Origin of the sequence: Pseudomonas sp. NFR16, from assembly GCF_900108875.1 — a bacterium.
Lineage (GTDB): Bacteria > Pseudomonadota > Gammaproteobacteria > Pseudomonadales > Pseudomonadaceae > Aquipseudomonas.
In genome coordinates, this window is the sequence record NZ_FNYJ01000005.1 from 20,915 (window position 1) to 37,567 (window position 16,653).

Here is a 16,653-nt window from a genome sequence, read left to right on the forward strand (position 1 = left end):
TCCTACAAAAGATGATCGTTTACCGCACGATCACCTCACCTTCAGCGCTGCAACGCCTCAAGGGTCAGGTCCAGGCATGTGCGTGCCTTTTCCACCAACTCATCGATCTCCGCGAAACTGATCACCAGCGGCGGCGCAATGATCATCGTGTCGCCCACCGCGCGCATGATCAGCCCGTTATCGAAGCAGAACGTGCGGCAGATCATGCCTACACCTTGACCGACATAGCGCTCACGAGTTGCTTTGTTTTTCACCAGCTCGATGGCGCCCAGCATCCCGATGCCACGCACCTCGCCCACCAGCGGATGATCGCTCAGCTCGCGCAAACGCTTTTGCAAGTATGGTGCCGTTTCCGCTTTGACCCGCTCGACAATCTTCTCTTCGCGCAGGATGCGAATGTTCTCCAGACCCACCGCCGCCGCCACCGGGTGACCGGAGTAGGTGAAGCCGTGGTTGAAGTCACCGCCCTCGTTGAGGACCTTCACTACCTCGTCGCGCACGATGACCCCACCCATCGGGATGTAGCCGGAAGTCAGACCTTTGGCGATGGTCATCAGATCAGGCTTGAGGCCGTAGAAATCGCTACCGAACCACTCACCGGTGCGACCGAAGCCACAAATCACCTCATCGGCGACGAACAGGATGTCGTACTTGGCGAGAATCTCCTTGATCTTCGGCCAGTACGTTTCCGGTGGCACGATCACGCCACCCGCGCCCTGAATCGGCTCGGCAATGAACGCGCCGACGTTCTCCTCGCCCAGTTCGAGAATCTTCTTCTCCAACTGCTCGGCGGCCCATACGCCGAACTCGTCCGGCGTCATGTCGCCACCCTCACCGAACCAGTAAGGCTGGGGAATGTGCACGATGCCCGGAATCGGCAAGTCGCCCTGTTCGTGCATGTAGGTCATCCCGCCCAAGCTCGCGCCGGCAACGGTGGAGCCGTGATAGCCGTTGATGCGGCTGATGATGACCTTTTTGGCCGGCTTGCCCTTGACGGCCCAATAGTGACGAACCATGCGCAGCACGGTGTCATTGCCTTCGGAACCTGATCCGGTGAAAAACACGTGGTTCATGCCTTCCGGCGCGATCACGGAAATCGCCTTGGCCAACTGCAGCGCCGGTGGGTGAGCGGTCTGGAAGAACAGGTTGTAATAAGGCAGCTCACGCATCTGTTTGCTGGCGGCTTCGGCCAGTTCGTCACGACCGTAACCGATCGCCACGCACCACAGGCCGGCCATGCCGTCGAGGATCTTGTTGCCTTCGCTGTCCCAGAGATAGACGCCCTTGGCGTTGGTGATGATGCGCGGGCCTTTCTCTTTGAGCTGTTTGAAGTCGCTGAACGGCGCCAGGTGATGATCGCTGCTGAGGGCTTGCCATTCGCGGGTTTGCGGGTTGTTGGAACTCATGAAGCACTCCATTGACTGGGTATCGCGTGTCGGACGCCGCTGGCCTTGAAAAGCCCACGGCGCCCGGAATCGTCAGACGGCGAAGAGCAGGAATTCCCGCTCCCACGAACTGATCACACGCTTGAAGTTTTCGTGCTCGGCGCGCTTGACCGCGACATAGCCGGTGATGAACTTCTGGCCGAGGTATTTCTCGATCGTCTTGCTGTTTTCCATGCGCTCGAGGGCGTCCTCGATCGTCAACGGCAGGCGCAGGTTACGGCGCTCATAACCACGACCGACCACCGGCGCGCTCGGGTTGATGCCCTCGACCATGCCGATGAAGCCACACAGCAGACTGGCGGCGATCGCCAGATACGGGTTGGCGTCCGCGCCGGGCAGGCGGTTTTCCACGCGGCGGTTCTGCGGGCCGGCATCCGGTACGCGCAGGCCGACGGTACGGTTCTCTTCACCCCACTCCACGTTCACCGGCGCCGAGGTGTCCGGCAGAAAGCGCCGGAACGAGTTGACGTTTGGCGCGAACAGCGGCAACAACTCGGGGATCAGCTTCTGCAGGCCACCAATGTGCTGCAGGAACAGCTGACTCATGGTCCCGTCTTCGTTGGAGAAGATGTTCTTGCCGGTTTCGATGTCGATAATGCTCTGGTGCAGGTGCATGGCGCTGCCAGGCTCACCGGTCATGGGCTTGGCCATGAAGGTGGCGGCCACGTCGTGCTTGAGTGCTGCTTCGCGCATGGTGCGTTTGAACACCAGAATCTGATCGGCCAGCGACAGCGCATCGCCGTGACGGAAATTGATTTCCATCTGTGCCGTGCCGTCTTCGTGAATCAGCGTGTCCAGGTCCAGGTTTTGAAGCTCGCACCAGTCGTAGACGTCTTCGAACAAAGGGTCGAATTCGTTGGCGGCTTCGATAGAGAAGGACTGACGCCCGGTTTCCGGACGCCCGGAGCGGCCAACCGGTGGCTGCAACGGATAGTCGGGGTCGTCGCTGCGCTTGGTCAGATAGAACTCCATCTCCGGCGCGACGATGGGCTGCCAGCCTTGATCGGCGTAGAGCTTGAGTACTTTCTTGAGAACGTTGCGCGGAGACAACTCGATGGGGTTGCCTTGCTTGTCGTAGGTGTCGTGAATCACCTGCGCGGTGGGCTCTATGGCCCAGGGCACCAGATACACCGCGTTCTGGTCTGGGCGGCAGAACATGTCAATGTCTGCAGGGTCCAGCAATTCGTAATAAATGTCGTCTTCGACATAGTCCCCGGTTACGGTCTGGAGCAGTACGCTTTCCGGCAAGCGCATGCCCTTTTCGGCAATGAACTTGTTGGTCGGTGAAATCTTGCCCCGCGTGATACCGGTGAGGTCGGAGATCATGCACTCGACTTCGGTAATCCTGTGTTCTTTCAACCAATCGGTGAGCTGGTCGAGGTTGGTACTCATAAATACCTCAGGGGTTCATTACTCTGATGATCATCATGATCGTCAGGCGCTTTTGGACGCTTGTGCGTCGCGTTGTGTTGCCCGTTTTCGACAGGCATCGCCAAATGCCTCGAAGATTGAAAGATAGTCGGGGTTCTGTGTCACTTGCCACTCCGGATGCCACTGTACGCCGAGTGCGAATACGTCGGCTGAAGCAAAAGCCGCGCCCGCGGGGACCGAGATCGCTTCGATCAGACCATCCGGCGCAGTCGCTTCCACGCGCAGACCCGGCGCAAGGTGCTCGATTCCCTGACCATGAATTGAATTGACACGAATTTCTTCTGGCAATCCCAGACCTGCCAAAATGCCGCCCGCGGCAATGTGCATGGCATGGCTCGCAGCGTATTGATTTTCAACGGGTTCGTTGTCTGGCTCGCGATGATCCATGAAGGTTCCGGTCTCATGAACCTTTTGATGGAGGCTGCCGCCAAACGCGACATTCATCTCTTGAAATCCCCGGCAAATTCCCAGCACCGGCACGCCCGCGGCCACAGCGGCGCGAATAAGAGGTAAGGTGGTGGCGTCGCGCGCAGGATCGTGAGCCGTGCCAGGCGCGCTGGCAGGACCGCTATAATGATAGGGTTCGACGTTGGATGGAGAACCGGTGAAGAGCAGACCATCGACTGTGGAGAGGATGTCCGCCGGGTCGATCAGCTCGGCCAGTGATGGCAGGATCAACGGCAGGCCCTTTGCGGCTACTGCTACCGCCCGGACGTATTTATCGCCACTGATATGGTAGGCATGCGAGCCAATTTGCTGAGTGCAGGCGGTGACGCCGATCAGCGGAAGGCGAGCCATGTGACCCCCGGTATTATTGCTGTTATGGGTTGCAATCGAGCTTAGCGTTGTTCATTTTTTTACACAACAGCCCCGTAAAAAATAAAACACGCCTCGCTCAAGCCCGCGCTTCGCCCTTCTTCCGACGCGTAATAATTGCCCTAAACTGCGGCAAAAAAGGCGTTTCGGCGCCCTTTTAGGGCAAAACAGGGCTCTCTTGACTTCGTCAGGGCTTTCGGATTGACTGAAACCCGTAATGCTCGATGATTGATATTTTCAACAACAAAGGTGTTGCATCATGTCGGTACCCCCGCGTGCCGTTCAGCTCAACGAAGCGAACGCGTTCCTTAAGGAACATCCTGAGGTTCTATACGTTGACCTTCTGATTGCAGATATGAATGGAGTGGTGCGCGGCAAGCGCATCGAACGCACCAGCCTCCATAAGGTTTACGAAAAAGGCATCAACCTCCCAGCTTCTCTTTTCGCACTGGATATCAATGGCTCGACGGTGGAAAGCACCGGCCTGGGTCTGGACATCGGTGACGCTGACCGAATCTGTTATCCCATCCCTGACACGCTCTGCAACGAACCCTGGCAGAAGCGCCCTACCGCTCAACTCCTGATGACCATGCACGAACTGGAAGGCGATCCTTTCTTCGCCGATCCAAGGGAAGTGCTGCGTCAGGTCGTGACCAAGTTCGACGAGATGGGCCTGACTATCTGCGCGGCCTTCGAGCTTGAGTTTTACCTGATCGACCAGGAAAACGTGAACGGTCGCCCTCAACCGCCGCGCTCGCCGATTTCCGGCAAACGTCCGCACTCGACTCAGGTTTACCTGATCGATGACCTGGACGAATACGTCGACTGCCTCCAGGACATTCTGGAAGGCGCGAAAGAGCAAGGGATTCCGGCCGACGCGATCGTCAAGGAAAGTGCGCCTGCGCAGTTCGAAGTCAACCTGCACCATACCGCTGACGCCCTGAAAGCCTGCGACTACGCGGTACTGCTCAAGCGTCTGATCAAGAACATTGCCTACGACCATGAAATGGACACGACCTTCATGGCCAAGCCGTATCCTGGCCAGGCGGGTAATGGTCTGCACGTCCACATCTCGATCCTCGATCGCGATGGCAAGAACATCTTCACCAGCGAGGATCCCGAGCAGAACGCCGCATTACGTCATGCGATCGGCGGTGTGCTCGAGACCCTACCGGCGCAGATGGCGTTCCTTTGCCCGAACGTCAATTCGTATCGCCGGTTTGGTGCTCAGTTCTACGTTCCCAACTCGCCGACCTGGGGTCTGGATAACCGTACCGTCGCCGTGCGCGTGCCAACCGGCACTGCCGATGCCGTGCGTATCGAGCACCGGGTTGCCGGAGCGGACGCCAACCCTTACCTGCTGATGGCCTCGGTGCTGGCGGGCATTCATCACGGCCTGACCAATAAGGTCGAGCCCGGCGCGCCCGTCGAAGGCAACTCGTACGAGCAGCACGAACAGAGCCTGCCGAACAACCTGCGCGATGCGCTGCGCGAGCTGGACGACAGCGAAATCATGGCCAGGTACATCGATCCGAAGTACATCGATATCTTTGTCGCGTGCAAGGAAAGTGAGCTGGAAGAGTTCGAACACTCTATCTCCGACCTCGAATACAACTGGTATCTGCACACGGTCTGACGGTTTGAGATATCGGTGTGAAATAAAAAGAACGCCCCCGATTCGCAAGGATCCGGGGCGTTTTTTATTTTGGACGGCAGCTTCGGCAAGGTCTGCATTCTGCCCGGCACCGCTGTAGAATGCCCCCGGCCCAGTCCGAGAGAGCTAGCGATGACCCGCCCCGCCACACCCCGCAAACCCCGCGCACGCAGTCAGGCACGGATCGATTCGATCCTCGATGCCGCACGCACACTGCTGGCGTCCGATGGTGTGGCGAGCCTGTCGATCTATAGCGTGGCTGAACGCGCAGGGATTCCGCCGTCTTCGGTCTATCACTTCTTTGCCAGCGTTCCGGCGCTGCTCGAAGGGTTGACGGCAGACATTCACGGCGCCTTCCGCGAGAGTCTGCAGCAGCCTATCGATCACGCGCAGCTGAACACCTGGCATGACCTGTCGCGACTGGTCGAGACGCGCATGCTCACGATCTATAGCGAAGACGCCGCCGCTCGACAGCTGATTCTCGCTCAACACGGCTTGACCGAAGTCACTCAGGCGGATCGTCAGCACGACGTCGAACTGGGCAACCTCATGCACGCGCTGTTCGCCAGACACTTCCAGCTGCCGGCCTTGCCAGACGACATCGAAGTGTTCGCCCTCGCCCTCGAACTCGCCGACCGCGTTTATGCACGCTCGGTGCAACTGCACAGCGCAATCACCCCTCGCATGGCCGAAGAAGGCCAGCGAGTCTTTGACGCCTACCTCGGGCTTTACCTGCCGCCGTTTTTGGCTAAAACGAGGCAGCTATTTGATCTCCGCGACGAAGCCTCGTAGCGAGGCCACACTATCGTCCGGCCCGCCGTCTCCCGATACGTAGATTGTTTCGTCGTTTGGGGAATGAAGCACAACATTGCTCAAGAAAGTTACTTTGGCTTCACCGATGGAAGGAATAAGCGGCCTGAAACTCAGCCATCTGTTTGGCGTGAAGGACGTATCGACTTTCCCTTCATCTGTAAAACGCACCAAGAGCACCTCCCGGGCATAACCCGAGGAGCGGTCGTCAACGGATCCACCGATGACCAGCTTGCCGTTGACTTGAACACTCATGCCCCCGGAAAGGAAACTGGTATCCAGATAAGCTTCGGGGTCGGCGGGGTTGGGTACCTGAAACATGACAGGCTTGCCATCGTTGAATTTTTCGACCGCCTGGCCATTGATGTCTACGCGCACGACCAGACCCGACGTCCAGTCATCCATCACATAACCGCCCACGAAGTACCCACCGTCCGGGTGACGCGCGACGTGGTTGAACTCCATCTGAAAAGGGTTGCCGGGCAGGCCCAGATCGGCAGAACGGAACAATACGAATCCTTTTTCTCCGAAACGTTCGTCCAGTTGGCCATCAAAAGAATAGCGGGCGAGAAACAACTCAAATCCTGACCCCCTGTTGCCGATGGTTCCGACCACTGTCACTCCCTGGCCCTTCCCGTTCCAGACCATCCCGACAGGCCCCGTGGCTTTGTCTTGGTATTTGACAACCACCATCCCGTGTTCACCAAACGCCTCATCTAACTCACCATTTTCCAAGATGCGCATCAATGTACCGGAGCTGGCAAACCGGTGACCGATCAAACCGTAAAACATTCCGTCTTCGGCTTCAGCCAATCCGCCTGCGCTGCCATTAATCTGATCCTTGTTATTACGATCGGTAGCATCTGTATCAGCATTGCCATTGCCTGCAGTGGGCGTGCGAATCTTATGCACCATTTTTCCGCCGATGCCGAAGCCTGCATTCAGCGTTCCATCAGCACTAAAGCAAACCAGTCCCAGCGCGTCCTCCCTTTGCAGGCCGGCAATGACTCCCTCATCCGAATTTGAACCTCTGGAGACGAATCCGGCTTGATATGCCCAGCTCCCGGGCAGCGTTTCGACCCGCCACCCATCAGGACCGCCAAACCCGTTGTCTACAACCCCGTCCAGCCCGAGCCGCGCTACATATACCGACGGCGGATCCCACCTCCAATCTGTCACGTACAACTTGTCCTTGATCGCGTTTAACGCTGTGTTCGTTTCATGCTGCTTGTACGAGGACACAGAGAATGGAACCTCGAAAATCTTCGAAACGGCCACTTTTTCGCTTTTATCCATGATCTTTTTCTTCCTGAAATGAAGCCAAGTCGTTTGAGTCCGATCAATTCGCAAAAGACCTGCTTGGCTTCGTTGAGCACGGCGATACATCTGTCGGAGACACTCAGGCTATGCGGTATTCGATGCGCTGCCTAGTTGGCAGAAATGACAGGAGGCGCGGGGCCATCATCTGAAGAAAGCTTGATGTAGCATGAGAAATGCCTCACCTAGACAGCAAAAAACCCCGAAGGGCTCGCGCCCTTCAGGGTTGTTCACAACGCATCGATCACAACTTGGCGATCGACACCTCGGTCGATTTCACGAACGCAATCACTTCGCTGCCCACGACCAGCTCCAGCTCTTTGACCGAGCGGGTGGTGATCACGGAGGTGACGATGCCCGACGCGGTCTGAACGTCGATTTCGGACAGCACGTCGCCGGTGACGATTTCCTTGATGGTGCCTTTGAACTGGTTACGGACGTTGATGGCTTTGATTGTCATGGTATGGCTTCCTTTTTGAGATCAGTGCCGGGCGCGACATTGCGCCTGGATTCAGTTCGCCCAACGCAGCTGCGTGGGCAGTGGTGAGGTGGGTTCGGGTTCTGGCGGGCTGCCGGGAATCGACAGCACGCGGTTGAGCACTTCGGTTTCCAGAGCCGCCAGACGATAGGAACCGCGAGCACGCGGCCGGGCCAGGTCGACTTGCAGATCGAGACCGATGCGGCCTTCTTCGATCAACAGAACACGGTCGGCGATGGCGACCGCTTCGCTGACATCATGAGTGACCAGCAACACCGTGAAGCCATGCTGCTGCCAGAGTCGTTCGATCAACTGCTGCATTTCGATACGGGTGAGTGCGTCCAACGCGCCGAGCGGTTCATCCAGCAGCAACAGCCGCGGCTGGTGAATTAACGCACGAGCCAGTGCGACCCGTTGCTTCTGGCCGCCCGACAAGGCAGCCGGCCATTCGTTGGCGCGCTCGGCCAGGCCGACGGCATCCAGGGCTTCCAGAGCCTTGCCCCGCCAGTCACCGCTCAGGCCCAGACCGACGTTATCGATGATCTTTTTCCAGGGCAGCAGCCGGGCCTCCTGAAACATCAGCCGGGTATCTTCGCGCGCATCGGCCAGCGCCGCGTTGCCCGCCAGCAGTTGACCGCTGGTGGGCAGATCGAGACCTGCCAGCAGGCGCAGCAAAGTACTTTTGCCGCAGCCGCTGCGGCCGACCACTGCCACGAACTGCCCGGCCGGAATGTGCAGGTCGATGTCTTTCAACACTTCTCGCGAGCCGAATGTCTTTTTCAGCTTGCGCACTTGCAAGGGAATCCCACGCAACAGGTTTGCCGGTTGTTGGAGATTGCTCATCGGGCGCCACCTTTAGCCACTTGATACGCCGGGTGCCAACGCAGGCAGACCCGTTCCAGACCGCGCGCCGCGAGGTCTGCCAATTTGCCGAGTACGGCGTACAGAGCGATCGCCAGTACCACGACGTCGGTCTGCAGAAATTCCCTGGCGTTCATCGCCAGATAGCCAATGCCGGAGCTTGCGGAAATGGTTTCCGCGACGATCAGCGTCAGCCACATGAATCCCAGCGCGAAGCGCACGCCGACCAGAATCGAAGGCATAGCGCCGGGCAGAATCACATGCCAGAACAAGGCAAATCCGGACAGGCCATAGCTGCGCGACATTTCCACCAGCGCCGGATCGATATTGCGAATGCCGTGATAGGTGTTCAGATAAATCGGGAACAAGGTTCCCAGCGCGACCAGAAAAATCTTCGCGCTTTCATCGATGCCGAACCACAGGATCACCAGCGGAATCAGCGCCAGGTGCGGAACGTTTCGAATCATCTGTACGGAGCTGTCGAGCAGGCGTTCGCCCCATTTCGACAGACCGGTGATGAAGCCCAGTGCCAGACCGATCCCGCCGCCGATGGCAAAACCGATGCCTGCGCGCCAGCCGCTGATGGCCAGGTGGTTCCAGATTTCGCCGCTCTTGACCAGCGTCACGCCCGCCTCGATCACAGCGCTCGGCGCTGGGAGGATCCGGGTGGACAGCCAGCCCGCGCTGACCGCCAGTTGCCAGATCGCCAGCAACAAGACGGGCAGCAGCCAGGGCGCCAGTTTGTGTGTCACTTTTTCCACGCTCATGGAGTTGTCTCCTCTTATTGCCTTGGCTTACTGCGCTTTCGCGACAGCGGCGGGTGGCGTCCAGATCACATCGGCGATGCTGAGCGGTTTGGGAATCAACTTGAGCTGATAGAACGTGTCGGCGATCTTCTGTTGGGCGGCGATGGTTTCAGGGGTGATGAACAATGCGCCGTAGCCCTGGCGCTTGACTGAAACCTTCGTGATGTCTTCGGGCAAGCCCAGCAGAGGCGCAACTTGTCTGGTCACTTCGTCCGGGTTGGCCTTGGACCATTCGCCCACTGCCCGCACTTCTTCAACCAGGGTCTGGATGACTTTCGGGTGCTGTTGCGCGTATGGCCTGGTTGCCAGGTAGAACTGGTTGTTGTCGACGATGCCTTTGCCATCACGCAAGGTGCGCGCCTGAAGTTGTTGCTCGGCGGCAGCCTGATACGGGTCCCAGATCACCCACGCATCGACACTGCCACGCTCGAACGCTGCCCGCGCATCGGCCGGCGGCAGGAACACGGTCTGGATGTCGGTGTACTTGAGGCCTGCCTCTTCCAGCGCCCGCACCAACAGGTAGTGCACGTTCGAGCCTTTATTGAGGACGACCTTTTTGCCCTTGAGGTCTTTGACCGACGTGATCGTTGAATCCTTGGGAACCAGAATCGCCTCGCTGGTTGGCGCGGGCGGCTCGGAGGCGACGTACAGCAGGTCGGCTCCGGCGGCCTGCGCGAACACCGGTGGCGTTTCGCCGGTGACACCAAAATCGATCGAGCCGACATTCAGCCCTTCGAGCAATTGCGGTCCGCCTGGAAACTCGGTCCATTGCACCTGGACGCCCTGATCCGCGAGTTTCTTCTCCAGTGAGCCCTTGGCTTTGAGCAGAACCAGCGTGCCGTATTTCTGATAGCCGATCCGCAAGGTGTCGGCTTGAGCTTGGGTGAGGGCGCCGAAAGTGACCGCCGCAGCAAACAGAGCGACCAGGCCTCGACGCAAAATGACGGTGCCCATGGCACGCTCCTTTGCTGTGTAGCTAACAGGTTGCACCTGCTCGTCCGATGGCGGACCAGTGAGGTGTTGAGTGGGATTCATTGCCCGCGATTTCAGCGAGACGGACAGACCTTAACAGGGCTTTGTTATTCACTAAAATCATATTTATTCATTTGGTTAGTACCAAACTGAATATGCATAACAGTCTCGGATGAGCCCCAAGCCAGGCAACCGACCCGATCACAGCAACCAAGGCCGGTTGCTGCCTGGGGAAGTGGGCCTGCTCATCAACAGTCCGGTGCACCCACGTTGAATACAACTTGACCACGCTCAACCCCAGGTTGGCGGCGCTTGGCTCAAACGACGATTTCGACCTCCGAAAAAAAAGGGCCGATAAATCGGCCCGAATGTCGTGGTTGAAACGGTGGATCAGCGGTTGGGCTGAGGCGTCAGACGCAGGTAAGGAGTAACGGCTTTATAGCCTTTCGGAAAACGCTGCTTGATCTCGTCCTCATCCTTGATCGAGGGGACGATGACCACATCCTCGCCATCCTTCCAGTTCGCAGGCGTTGCGACTTTGTAGTTGTCGGTCAGCTGCAACGAGTCGATCACCCGCAGGATTTCATGGAAGTTGCGCCCAGTGCTGGCGGGATAGGTAATAGACAGGCGCACTTTTTTGTTCGGGTCGATCACGAACAGCGAGCGAACCGTCAGCGTCTCACTGGCGTTGGGATGAATCAGGTCGTAGAGCTCGGACACCTTGCGATCGGCGTCCGCCAGAATCGGGAAATTGACGAGTGTGTTTTGCGTGGAGTTGATGTCATCGATCCATTTCAGGTGTGAATCGACCGGGTCCACGGAGAGCGCGATGGCTTTGACGTCGCGCTTGTCGAATTCGTCCTTGAGCTTTGCGGTGAAGCCCAGCTCGGTGGTGCAAACGGGCGTGAAATCGGCCGGGTGAGAAAACAGCACGGCCCACTTGCCGCCAAGCCATTCGTGAAACCTGATGCGTCCCTGGCTGGAATCCTGTTCGAAGTCAGGGGCGATATCGCCAAGTTTTAGGCCCATGTCGTCAGCTCCTTTGGTGGTGTTTTATCGCCCTACTGTGCATGCCTGCGTGGAAAAAACAAAAGACCGAATGGCAATGGCGAGCAGCCTTTCCGGTATAAAAAAAGTAGCGATGCTAATGGACGGGCATAAAAAAGCCCCGCCGAAGCGGGGCTCTTTTCAACTCAACGACTCGCTACGCTTATTTGAACGCGTAGGTGTAGTTGAAGATAACGCGGGTCTGGTCCTGGTTTGCGATACCAGGAGCGTCGCCACGGTAGTTCGCACGACGCACAGTAGCGCCAAAGCCTTTCAGGAAACCATCCTGGAAGACGTAGTCGATACGCATGTCACGTTCCCACTCCGAAGCATGGCTCTGATCGGCAGCAGTGGCGACAGCCTTGATATCGGTACCGTGCAGGTAAGCGAATGCCGCTTTCAAGCCTGGTACGCCGACGCGGGCGAAGTCATACGAGTACTGACCGAAGGTGGTGTTTTCACCAGCACGGGCAAACTGGTTGATCATCGAGTCAGTGAACAGATAGAAGCTCGAGCCGCCCTGACCGTCGATATGGTTGGCAGCGTTCGCTGGCTGACCATTCTTGGTAACGCCGCCCTGGTTCAACCAGACGAAGCCGCCGTCGTCGTTCACACGCTGATGACCGAGCATCAGAGCATGGCCACCCAAGGTATAGGTGAACATTGCGGACCAGGTTTTGTTGTCAACTTCGCCAGCGTTTTTTGCATAACCGCCGTTGTTGTTGAAGGTGTAGCCCGCAGCGCCTTGACCGTTTTTGCCGTCAGAGCTGCTGTCGAAATACCGCAGGTCAGTCTTGAAGGACTGATCGTCAGCAATCGGGAATACGTGTACCAGACCCAGGAAAGTCTGCTTGTAGAAGTCTTCCAGTTCGGAGTGGTAAGCCTGCAGCGTCAGGTCTTTAGTTACCTTCCAGTCAGCGCCCGCGAACATGAAGTTGTTCGAATCTTTATAGGCACCGTTAACCGACAGACCAGAGTAGTTGCTGGAAGCACGAGCCGCTTGGTGCTCCAACTTACCGGCGTTGATGGTCAGGTTGTCGATTTCTTTGGACTGGATAGTGCCGCCGGAGAACGTCTGAGGCAGCAGACGGCCGTCGTTGGCAACCAGGATCGGCAGGTTAGGCTGAAGAGCGTTACCTACTTTAACCTCGGTTTTCGAGAGCTTGACCTTAGCGTTCGCACCCAGGCGCGACCATGTGTCAACCGAAGAACCGTCAGTGTCGGTAGGGAAGAAAGTGTTGGCAGTAGTAGGCGTGTGGCCATCAATGCCGCCACCCAAATGGATACCGGTCATGCCTTGCACATCCAGACCGAAGCCGACGGTGCCCGGAGTGTAGCCAGAGATGAAGTTGAACAGCAGGCCTTCAGCGGTTTCGCGCTGGTCTGCACCGCCATCACGGTTGTCGCTTTCGAAATACATGGTACGCGAGCTGAGCGTCGCCTTACTGTCTTCCAGGAAACCAGCAGCACCAGCCTGAGTGGCCATGACACCGACAGATACGGCCAAGGCCAGGGTGGACTTCTTCATTGTGTATCGCTCCTCTTGAATCTAATTTTTGTATTTCCTTGGCTCTGAGACCGAAGGCTCAAGACCGCGGATGCGCGATTAGCGCTGGACCTGACTCGGCGAGTCAATGGCCCCAAGACTAATTGACTAGACCGCATTTTCAGCTGGCTGCAAGGTAAGGGAAATCCTTTAAACCTAAAAAGACCTGTTTGACCTGCTTTTATGCTAAGCAGTTATATGTCACAAGTCGTTTCAGCCGTCCGATGCGGAGTGTATCGGCCTCGAAAGCTAATTCCCAAAAAATATTTCTACCCCGTTCGTCAGATCGATAAGTTTTGCCACATCGTACGACCGGTTCTTGACCGCCCAGTCACAGGCAGCTTGCGAAATAACATGAGAAACACCAAATCAACTCTTTGAAAAGCAAGACATTTATAGCCGCGTAGACGCAATTGTTACAGTTGTCACCCTGCTATTCGTCTCTTTTTTTCAAGAGAGCGAGAGAACAATCGTCAGTTGACCAAGAACCCCAACCGGCTGATTTCTCTCGCGTGAAAATCCATGATGGCCCCTGCGCCAGCCTTGCTATGCAACGCGTGCGGGTGTAGGGCAAAAGCATCCCTGGAACGGACCTCGCGATCCTATTTACAGTTTGTGACATTTCGATGAAATCTCGTCAAGCGATTGCAACTTTTGAATTTTTTGTGGTCGTGTGCTGCAGCACCTGGAAAATTTCCTCTAAGCAAATGCGAAAACGTTATTTATTTTCGGATTCTTAGATCATTTACGCTCCGCGATACCAGTCCTCGGCCTGCCCTGATCCGGAGCGTCATCATGAAACTGCTTAAACCCCTTCGCCTGTTCGCTGCGCTTTCATTGGCAGGTTCAGCTTGGCTTGCCCACGCGGCGGACTTCACCGTGGCCTACCAGACGACCGTGGATCCCGCCAAAGTTGCCCAGGCCGATGGCGCCTACGAAAAAGCCACGGGTTCAGACATTTCCTGGCGCAAGTTCGATAACGGTGCTGACGTGATCACTGCGATCGCCAGTGGCGACGTGCAGATAGGCTACCTCGGTTCAAGCCCGCTGACGGCGGCAGCGACGCGCAAGGTGCCGGTGGAGACCTTCCTGATCGCCACGCAAATTGGCGCGGCCGAAGCGTTGGTGGCGCGAAACGACTCCGGCATCAACAGCCCTCAGGATCTGGTCGGTAAAAAAGTGGCCGTGCCATTCGTTTCCACTGGCCACTACAGCCTGCTGGCAGCGCTGAAACACTGGAACATCGACCCGGCGAAAGTGACGATCGTTAACCTTGCGCCACCCGCGATTGCAGCTGCCTGGAAGCGCGGCGACATCGACGCAACCTATGTGTGGGATCCCGCGCTGGGCGTTGCCAAGGAAACCGGTAAGGTACTGATCACCTCCGGTGAGCTCGCCAAAGTCGGCGCACCGACATTCGACGCCTGGATCGTGCGCAAGGATTTCGCCGACAAACACCCCGACATCGTCAAAGCCTTCGCCAAAACCACGCTTGATGCTTATGCCGAATACCGCAAGGATCCTGCAGCGTGGCTGGCCGACAGCAGCAATGTCGACAAGCTGGTGAAACTGTCCGGCGCCAAACCGACCGATATCCCCGGCCTGCTGCAAGGCAACGTCTATCCGCTGGCAGCCGATCAGGCCACAGAGCTGGGCGCCCCCACCACCGAGGCGATCACCAAAACTGCTGCGTTCCTGAAAGAGCAAGGCAAGGTCGACGCAGTGCTGGCTGATTACACCCCATACGTGAGCTCGAAGTTCGTGACGCAGTAAGCGGCGTGCCCTGCCCCACGTAGCACACACTTATATAGAAGCGGAGTCATTGCCATGGCCTTATTGCAGCTGGAGCGCATCAGCGCACAGTATCCCGGTGCGGCCAAGCCGGTGCTGTCGGACATTTCCCTGAGTCTTGGCCCCAAGCAATTGCTGGTGGCGCTCGGGCCATCCGGCAGCGGCAAGACTTCACTGCTCAATCTGATTGCCGGGTTCGTTCCGCCCAGCGCAGGGCGCATCACCCTGGACACCGTTCCGGTTGAAGGCCCAAGCGCGGAGCGCGGCGTGGTTTTTCAGGATGACGCGCTGCTGCCTTGGCAAGACGTGCTGGCCAACGTCGCGTTTGGTCTTGAACTGGCAGGCGTGCCCCGCGAACAGCGGGAAGCCAGAGCGCGGGAGATGCTGGCGCTGGTTGACCTCGCAGGCTTCGACAAGCGCCGCATCTGGCAGTTGTCCGGCGGGCAGAAGCAGCGCGTCGGCCTGGCGCGCGCGCTGGCTGCCGATCCACGAGTCCTGTTGATGGACGAGCCTTTCGGCGCGCTGGACGCATTCACTCGCGAACAAATGCAGGAACTGCTCCTGCAAGTCTGGCAACGCAGCGCCAAACCCGTCTTTCTGATTACCCACGACATCGAAGAAGCCGTGTTTCTGGCGACCGACCTGATTCTGCTGGCACCTGATCCCGGGCAAATCGTCGAGCACCTGCAGCTGGACTTCGGCCAACGTTACAGTGCGGGTGAGTCGGCACGCGCGATCAAGTCGGACCCACGCTTTATCGAAACCCGCGAGCATGTGCTCGCCAAAGTGTTTTCCCAGCGTCAGACAACTCGGGAGCAACTGGCATGAGTGGCTTCCAGACGCCCAGCCCGGCCGAAACGATCCCGGCCAGTCTGCCAGGCAAGCCCCATCGAGCATCGGGCATCTACCTAAGCACTCGCAGCATCAGCGTGCTGACGCTCGCTGTTCTGCTAGGCAGCTGGTGGCTGGTAACCGCACTGGAGTGGGTCGAACCCTTGTTTCTTCCGCCGCCATCGGCCGTGCTCGAAAAAGCCTGGCTGCTGATGACCAAAGGCTACATGGAGTCCACACTCTGGCAGCATCTGGGGGCGAGTTTGCAGCGCATTGGTCTGGCGCTGCTGTTCGCGGTGCTCACGGCCATTCCCGTGGGAATCGCCATCGGTCATAACCGGATCGCTCGCGGGATTTTCGATCCGCTGATCGAGTTCTATCGTCCGATCCCTCCGCTGGCCTACCTGCCGCTGATCGTGATCTGGTGCGGGATCGGCGAATTCTCCAAGGTCCTGCTGATTTATCTGGCGATCTTTGCGCCAATTGCGATCGCCACCGCGACCGGCGTGCGCACTGTCGACAGCGCAAAAATACGCGCCGCGCAATCACTCGGTGCCAGCCGCTGGCAGCTGATTCGCCACGTCATCTTGCCCAGTGCGCTACCCGACATCCTCACCGGCGTACGCATCGGGCTGGGCGTCGGCTGGTCGACACTGGTCGCAGCCGAATTGATCGCAGCCACCAGCGGGCTGGGCTTCATGGTTCAGTCAGCCGCGCAGTTTCTGGTCACCGACGTTGTGCTGCTGGGAATCCTCGTGATCGCCCTCATCGCCTTCGCGCTGGAAATGGGCCTGCGCGCACTGCAGCGCAAGCTGGTGCCGTGGCACGGCCAGAATCACTGAACCCGA

15 protein-coding genes are annotated in these 16,653 nt (G+C 57.9%); 5 read left to right on the forward strand and 10 right to left on the reverse strand.

Annotated features, from left to right (window positions below; translation table 11 throughout):
* Positions 1–41 precede the first annotated feature (41 nt).
* From BMZ10_RS18700 to BMZ10_RS18710, 3 genes are all read right to left on the reverse strand, one after another.
* Positions 42–1,406, reverse strand: coding sequence for an aspartate aminotransferase family protein (locus BMZ10_RS18700; protein WP_093465687.1), 1,365 nt, complete (start codon positions 1,404–1,406; stop codon positions 42–44).
* A 72-nt stretch (positions 1,407–1,478) separates the two neighbouring features.
* Complete coding sequence (locus tag BMZ10_RS18705; protein ID WP_093465689.1) at positions 1,479–2,837, reverse strand: glutamine synthetase family protein; 1,359 nt, start codon at positions 2,835–2,837, stop codon at positions 1,479–1,481.
* A 42-nt stretch (positions 2,838–2,879) separates the two neighbouring features.
* A complete protein-coding gene (locus BMZ10_RS18710; RefSeq protein WP_093465691.1) occupies positions 2,880–3,674 on the reverse strand; it encodes a gamma-glutamyl-gamma-aminobutyrate hydrolase family protein in 795 nt (264 codons plus the stop codon).
* 277 nt (positions 3,675–3,951) lie between these two features.
* On the opposite strand from BMZ10_RS18710, the gene BMZ10_RS18715 reads away from it, so the two are divergent.
* Positions 3,952–5,328: a glutamine synthetase family protein gene (locus BMZ10_RS18715; protein ID WP_093465693.1), complete on the forward strand. Its 1,377-nt coding sequence runs from the start codon at positions 3,952–3,954 to the stop codon at positions 5,326–5,328.
* A gap of 150 nt (positions 5,329–5,478) precedes the next feature.
* On the forward strand, positions 5,479–6,138 hold the full coding sequence (locus tag BMZ10_RS18720) for a TetR/AcrR family transcriptional regulator (RefSeq protein WP_093465696.1): 660 nt from the start codon (positions 5,479–5,481) through the stop codon (positions 6,136–6,138).
* Here the strand turns inward: BMZ10_RS18720 and BMZ10_RS18725 are convergent.
* The 7 genes from BMZ10_RS18725 to BMZ10_RS18755 form a co-directional block, all read right to left on the reverse strand.
* Positions 6,109–7,452, reverse strand: coding sequence for a hypothetical protein (locus BMZ10_RS18725; protein WP_093465698.1), 1,344 nt, complete (start codon positions 7,450–7,452; stop codon positions 6,109–6,111). The two genes, BMZ10_RS18720 and BMZ10_RS18725, sit on opposite strands and share 30 nt — an antisense overlap.
* A gap of 265 nt (positions 7,453–7,717) precedes the next feature.
* The gene (locus tag BMZ10_RS18730) at positions 7,718–7,933 is read right to left on the reverse strand and encodes a TOBE domain-containing protein (protein ID WP_062379390.1); all 216 of its coding nucleotides are present in this window, start codon (positions 7,931–7,933) and stop codon (positions 7,718–7,720) included.
* A gap of 51 nt (positions 7,934–7,984) precedes the next feature.
* Positions 7,985–8,794, reverse strand: a complete 810-nt coding sequence (ssuB, locus tag BMZ10_RS18735; protein ID WP_093465700.1) for an aliphatic sulfonates ABC transporter ATP-binding protein — start codon at positions 8,792–8,794, stop codon at positions 7,985–7,987.
* On the reverse strand, positions 8,791–9,579 hold the full coding sequence (gene ssuC / locus BMZ10_RS18740; protein WP_093465702.1) for an aliphatic sulfonate ABC transporter permease SsuC: 789 nt from the start codon (positions 9,577–9,579) through the stop codon (positions 8,791–8,793). Before ssuC ends, ssuB begins: the two co-directional genes overlap by 4 nt.
* A gap of 27 nt (positions 9,580–9,606) precedes the next feature.
* On the reverse strand, positions 9,607–10,572 hold the full coding sequence (locus tag BMZ10_RS18745) for a sulfonate ABC transporter substrate-binding protein (RefSeq protein WP_093465704.1): 966 nt from the start codon (positions 10,570–10,572) through the stop codon (positions 9,607–9,609).
* Between the two features lie 408 nt (positions 10,573–10,980).
* On the reverse strand, positions 10,981–11,619 hold the full coding sequence (locus tag BMZ10_RS18750; protein WP_093465706.1) for a peroxiredoxin: 639 nt from the start codon (positions 11,617–11,619) through the stop codon (positions 10,981–10,983).
* Positions 11,620–11,800: 181 nt separating this feature from the next.
* A complete protein-coding gene (locus BMZ10_RS18755; protein ID WP_093465708.1) occupies positions 11,801–13,165 on the reverse strand; it encodes an OprD family outer membrane porin in 1,365 nt (454 codons plus the stop codon).
* An 813-nt stretch (positions 13,166–13,978) separates the two neighbouring features.
* Here BMZ10_RS18755 and tauA point away from each other — a divergent pair.
* Genes tauA through tauC form a run of 3 tightly spaced genes read left to right on the forward strand, consistent with a single transcriptional unit; the run spans position 13,979 to position 16,647 of the window.
* Positions 13,979–14,956 (forward strand): taurine ABC transporter substrate-binding protein, encoded by a 978-nt coding sequence (gene tauA / locus BMZ10_RS18760; protein WP_093465710.1) that lies wholly within the window; start codon positions 13,979–13,981, stop codon positions 14,954–14,956.
* A gap of 54 nt (positions 14,957–15,010) precedes the next feature.
* Positions 15,011–15,802, forward strand: a complete 792-nt coding sequence (gene tauB / locus BMZ10_RS18765; RefSeq protein WP_093465712.1) for a taurine ABC transporter ATP-binding subunit — start codon at positions 15,011–15,013, stop codon at positions 15,800–15,802.
* Positions 15,799–16,647, forward strand: a complete 849-nt coding sequence (gene tauC / locus BMZ10_RS18770; RefSeq protein WP_093465714.1) for a taurine ABC transporter permease TauC — start codon at positions 15,799–15,801, stop codon at positions 16,645–16,647. Before tauB ends, tauC begins: the two co-directional genes overlap by 4 nt.
* The last annotated feature ends 6 nt before the right edge of the window (positions 16,648–16,653 follow it).

Bases quoted from the DNA above. Each gene is read 5' to 3' on its own strand.
- BMZ10_RS18700 (WP_093465687.1), bottom strand. From the start codon at position 1,406: ATGAGTTCCAACAACCCGCAAACCCGCGAATGGCAAGCCCTCAGCAGC.
- BMZ10_RS18705 (WP_093465689.1), bottom strand. From the start codon at position 2,837: ATGAGTACCAACCTCGACCAGCTCACCGATTGGTTGAAAGAACACAGG.
- BMZ10_RS18710 (WP_093465691.1), bottom strand. From the start codon at position 3,674: ATGGCTCGCCTTCCGCTGATCGGCGTCACCGCCTGCACTCAGCAAATT.
- BMZ10_RS18715 (WP_093465693.1), top strand. From the start codon at position 3,952: ATGTCGGTACCCCCGCGTGCCGTTCAGCTCAACGAAGCGAACGCGTTC.
- BMZ10_RS18720 (WP_093465696.1), top strand. From the start codon at position 5,479: ATGACCCGCCCCGCCACACCCCGCAAACCCCGCGCACGCAGTCAGGCA.
- BMZ10_RS18725 (WP_093465698.1), bottom strand. From the start codon at position 7,452: ATGGATAAAAGCGAAAAAGTGGCCGTTTCGAAGATTTTCGAGGTTCCA.
- BMZ10_RS18730 (WP_062379390.1), bottom strand. From the start codon at position 7,933: ATGACAATCAAAGCCATCAACGTCCGTAACCAGTTCAAAGGCACCATC.
- ssuB (WP_093465700.1), bottom strand. From the start codon at position 8,794: ATGAGCAATCTCCAACAACCGGCAAACCTGTTGCGTGGGATTCCCTTG.
- ssuC (WP_093465702.1), bottom strand. From the start codon at position 9,579: ATGAGCGTGGAAAAAGTGACACACAAACTGGCGCCCTGGCTGCTGCCC.
- BMZ10_RS18745 (WP_093465704.1), bottom strand. From the start codon at position 10,572: ATGGGCACCGTCATTTTGCGTCGAGGCCTGGTCGCTCTGTTTGCTGCG.
- BMZ10_RS18750 (WP_093465706.1), bottom strand. From the start codon at position 11,619: ATGGGCCTAAAACTTGGCGATATCGCCCCTGACTTCGAACAGGATTCC.
- BMZ10_RS18755 (WP_093465708.1), bottom strand. From the start codon at position 13,165: ATGAAGAAGTCCACCCTGGCCTTGGCCGTATCTGTCGGTGTCATGGCC.
- tauA (WP_093465710.1), top strand. From the start codon at position 13,979: ATGAAACTGCTTAAACCCCTTCGCCTGTTCGCTGCGCTTTCATTGGCA.
- tauB (WP_093465712.1), top strand. From the start codon at position 15,011: ATGGCCTTATTGCAGCTGGAGCGCATCAGCGCACAGTATCCCGGTGCG.
- tauC (WP_093465714.1), top strand. From the start codon at position 15,799: ATGAGTGGCTTCCAGACGCCCAGCCCGGCCGAAACGATCCCGGCCAGT.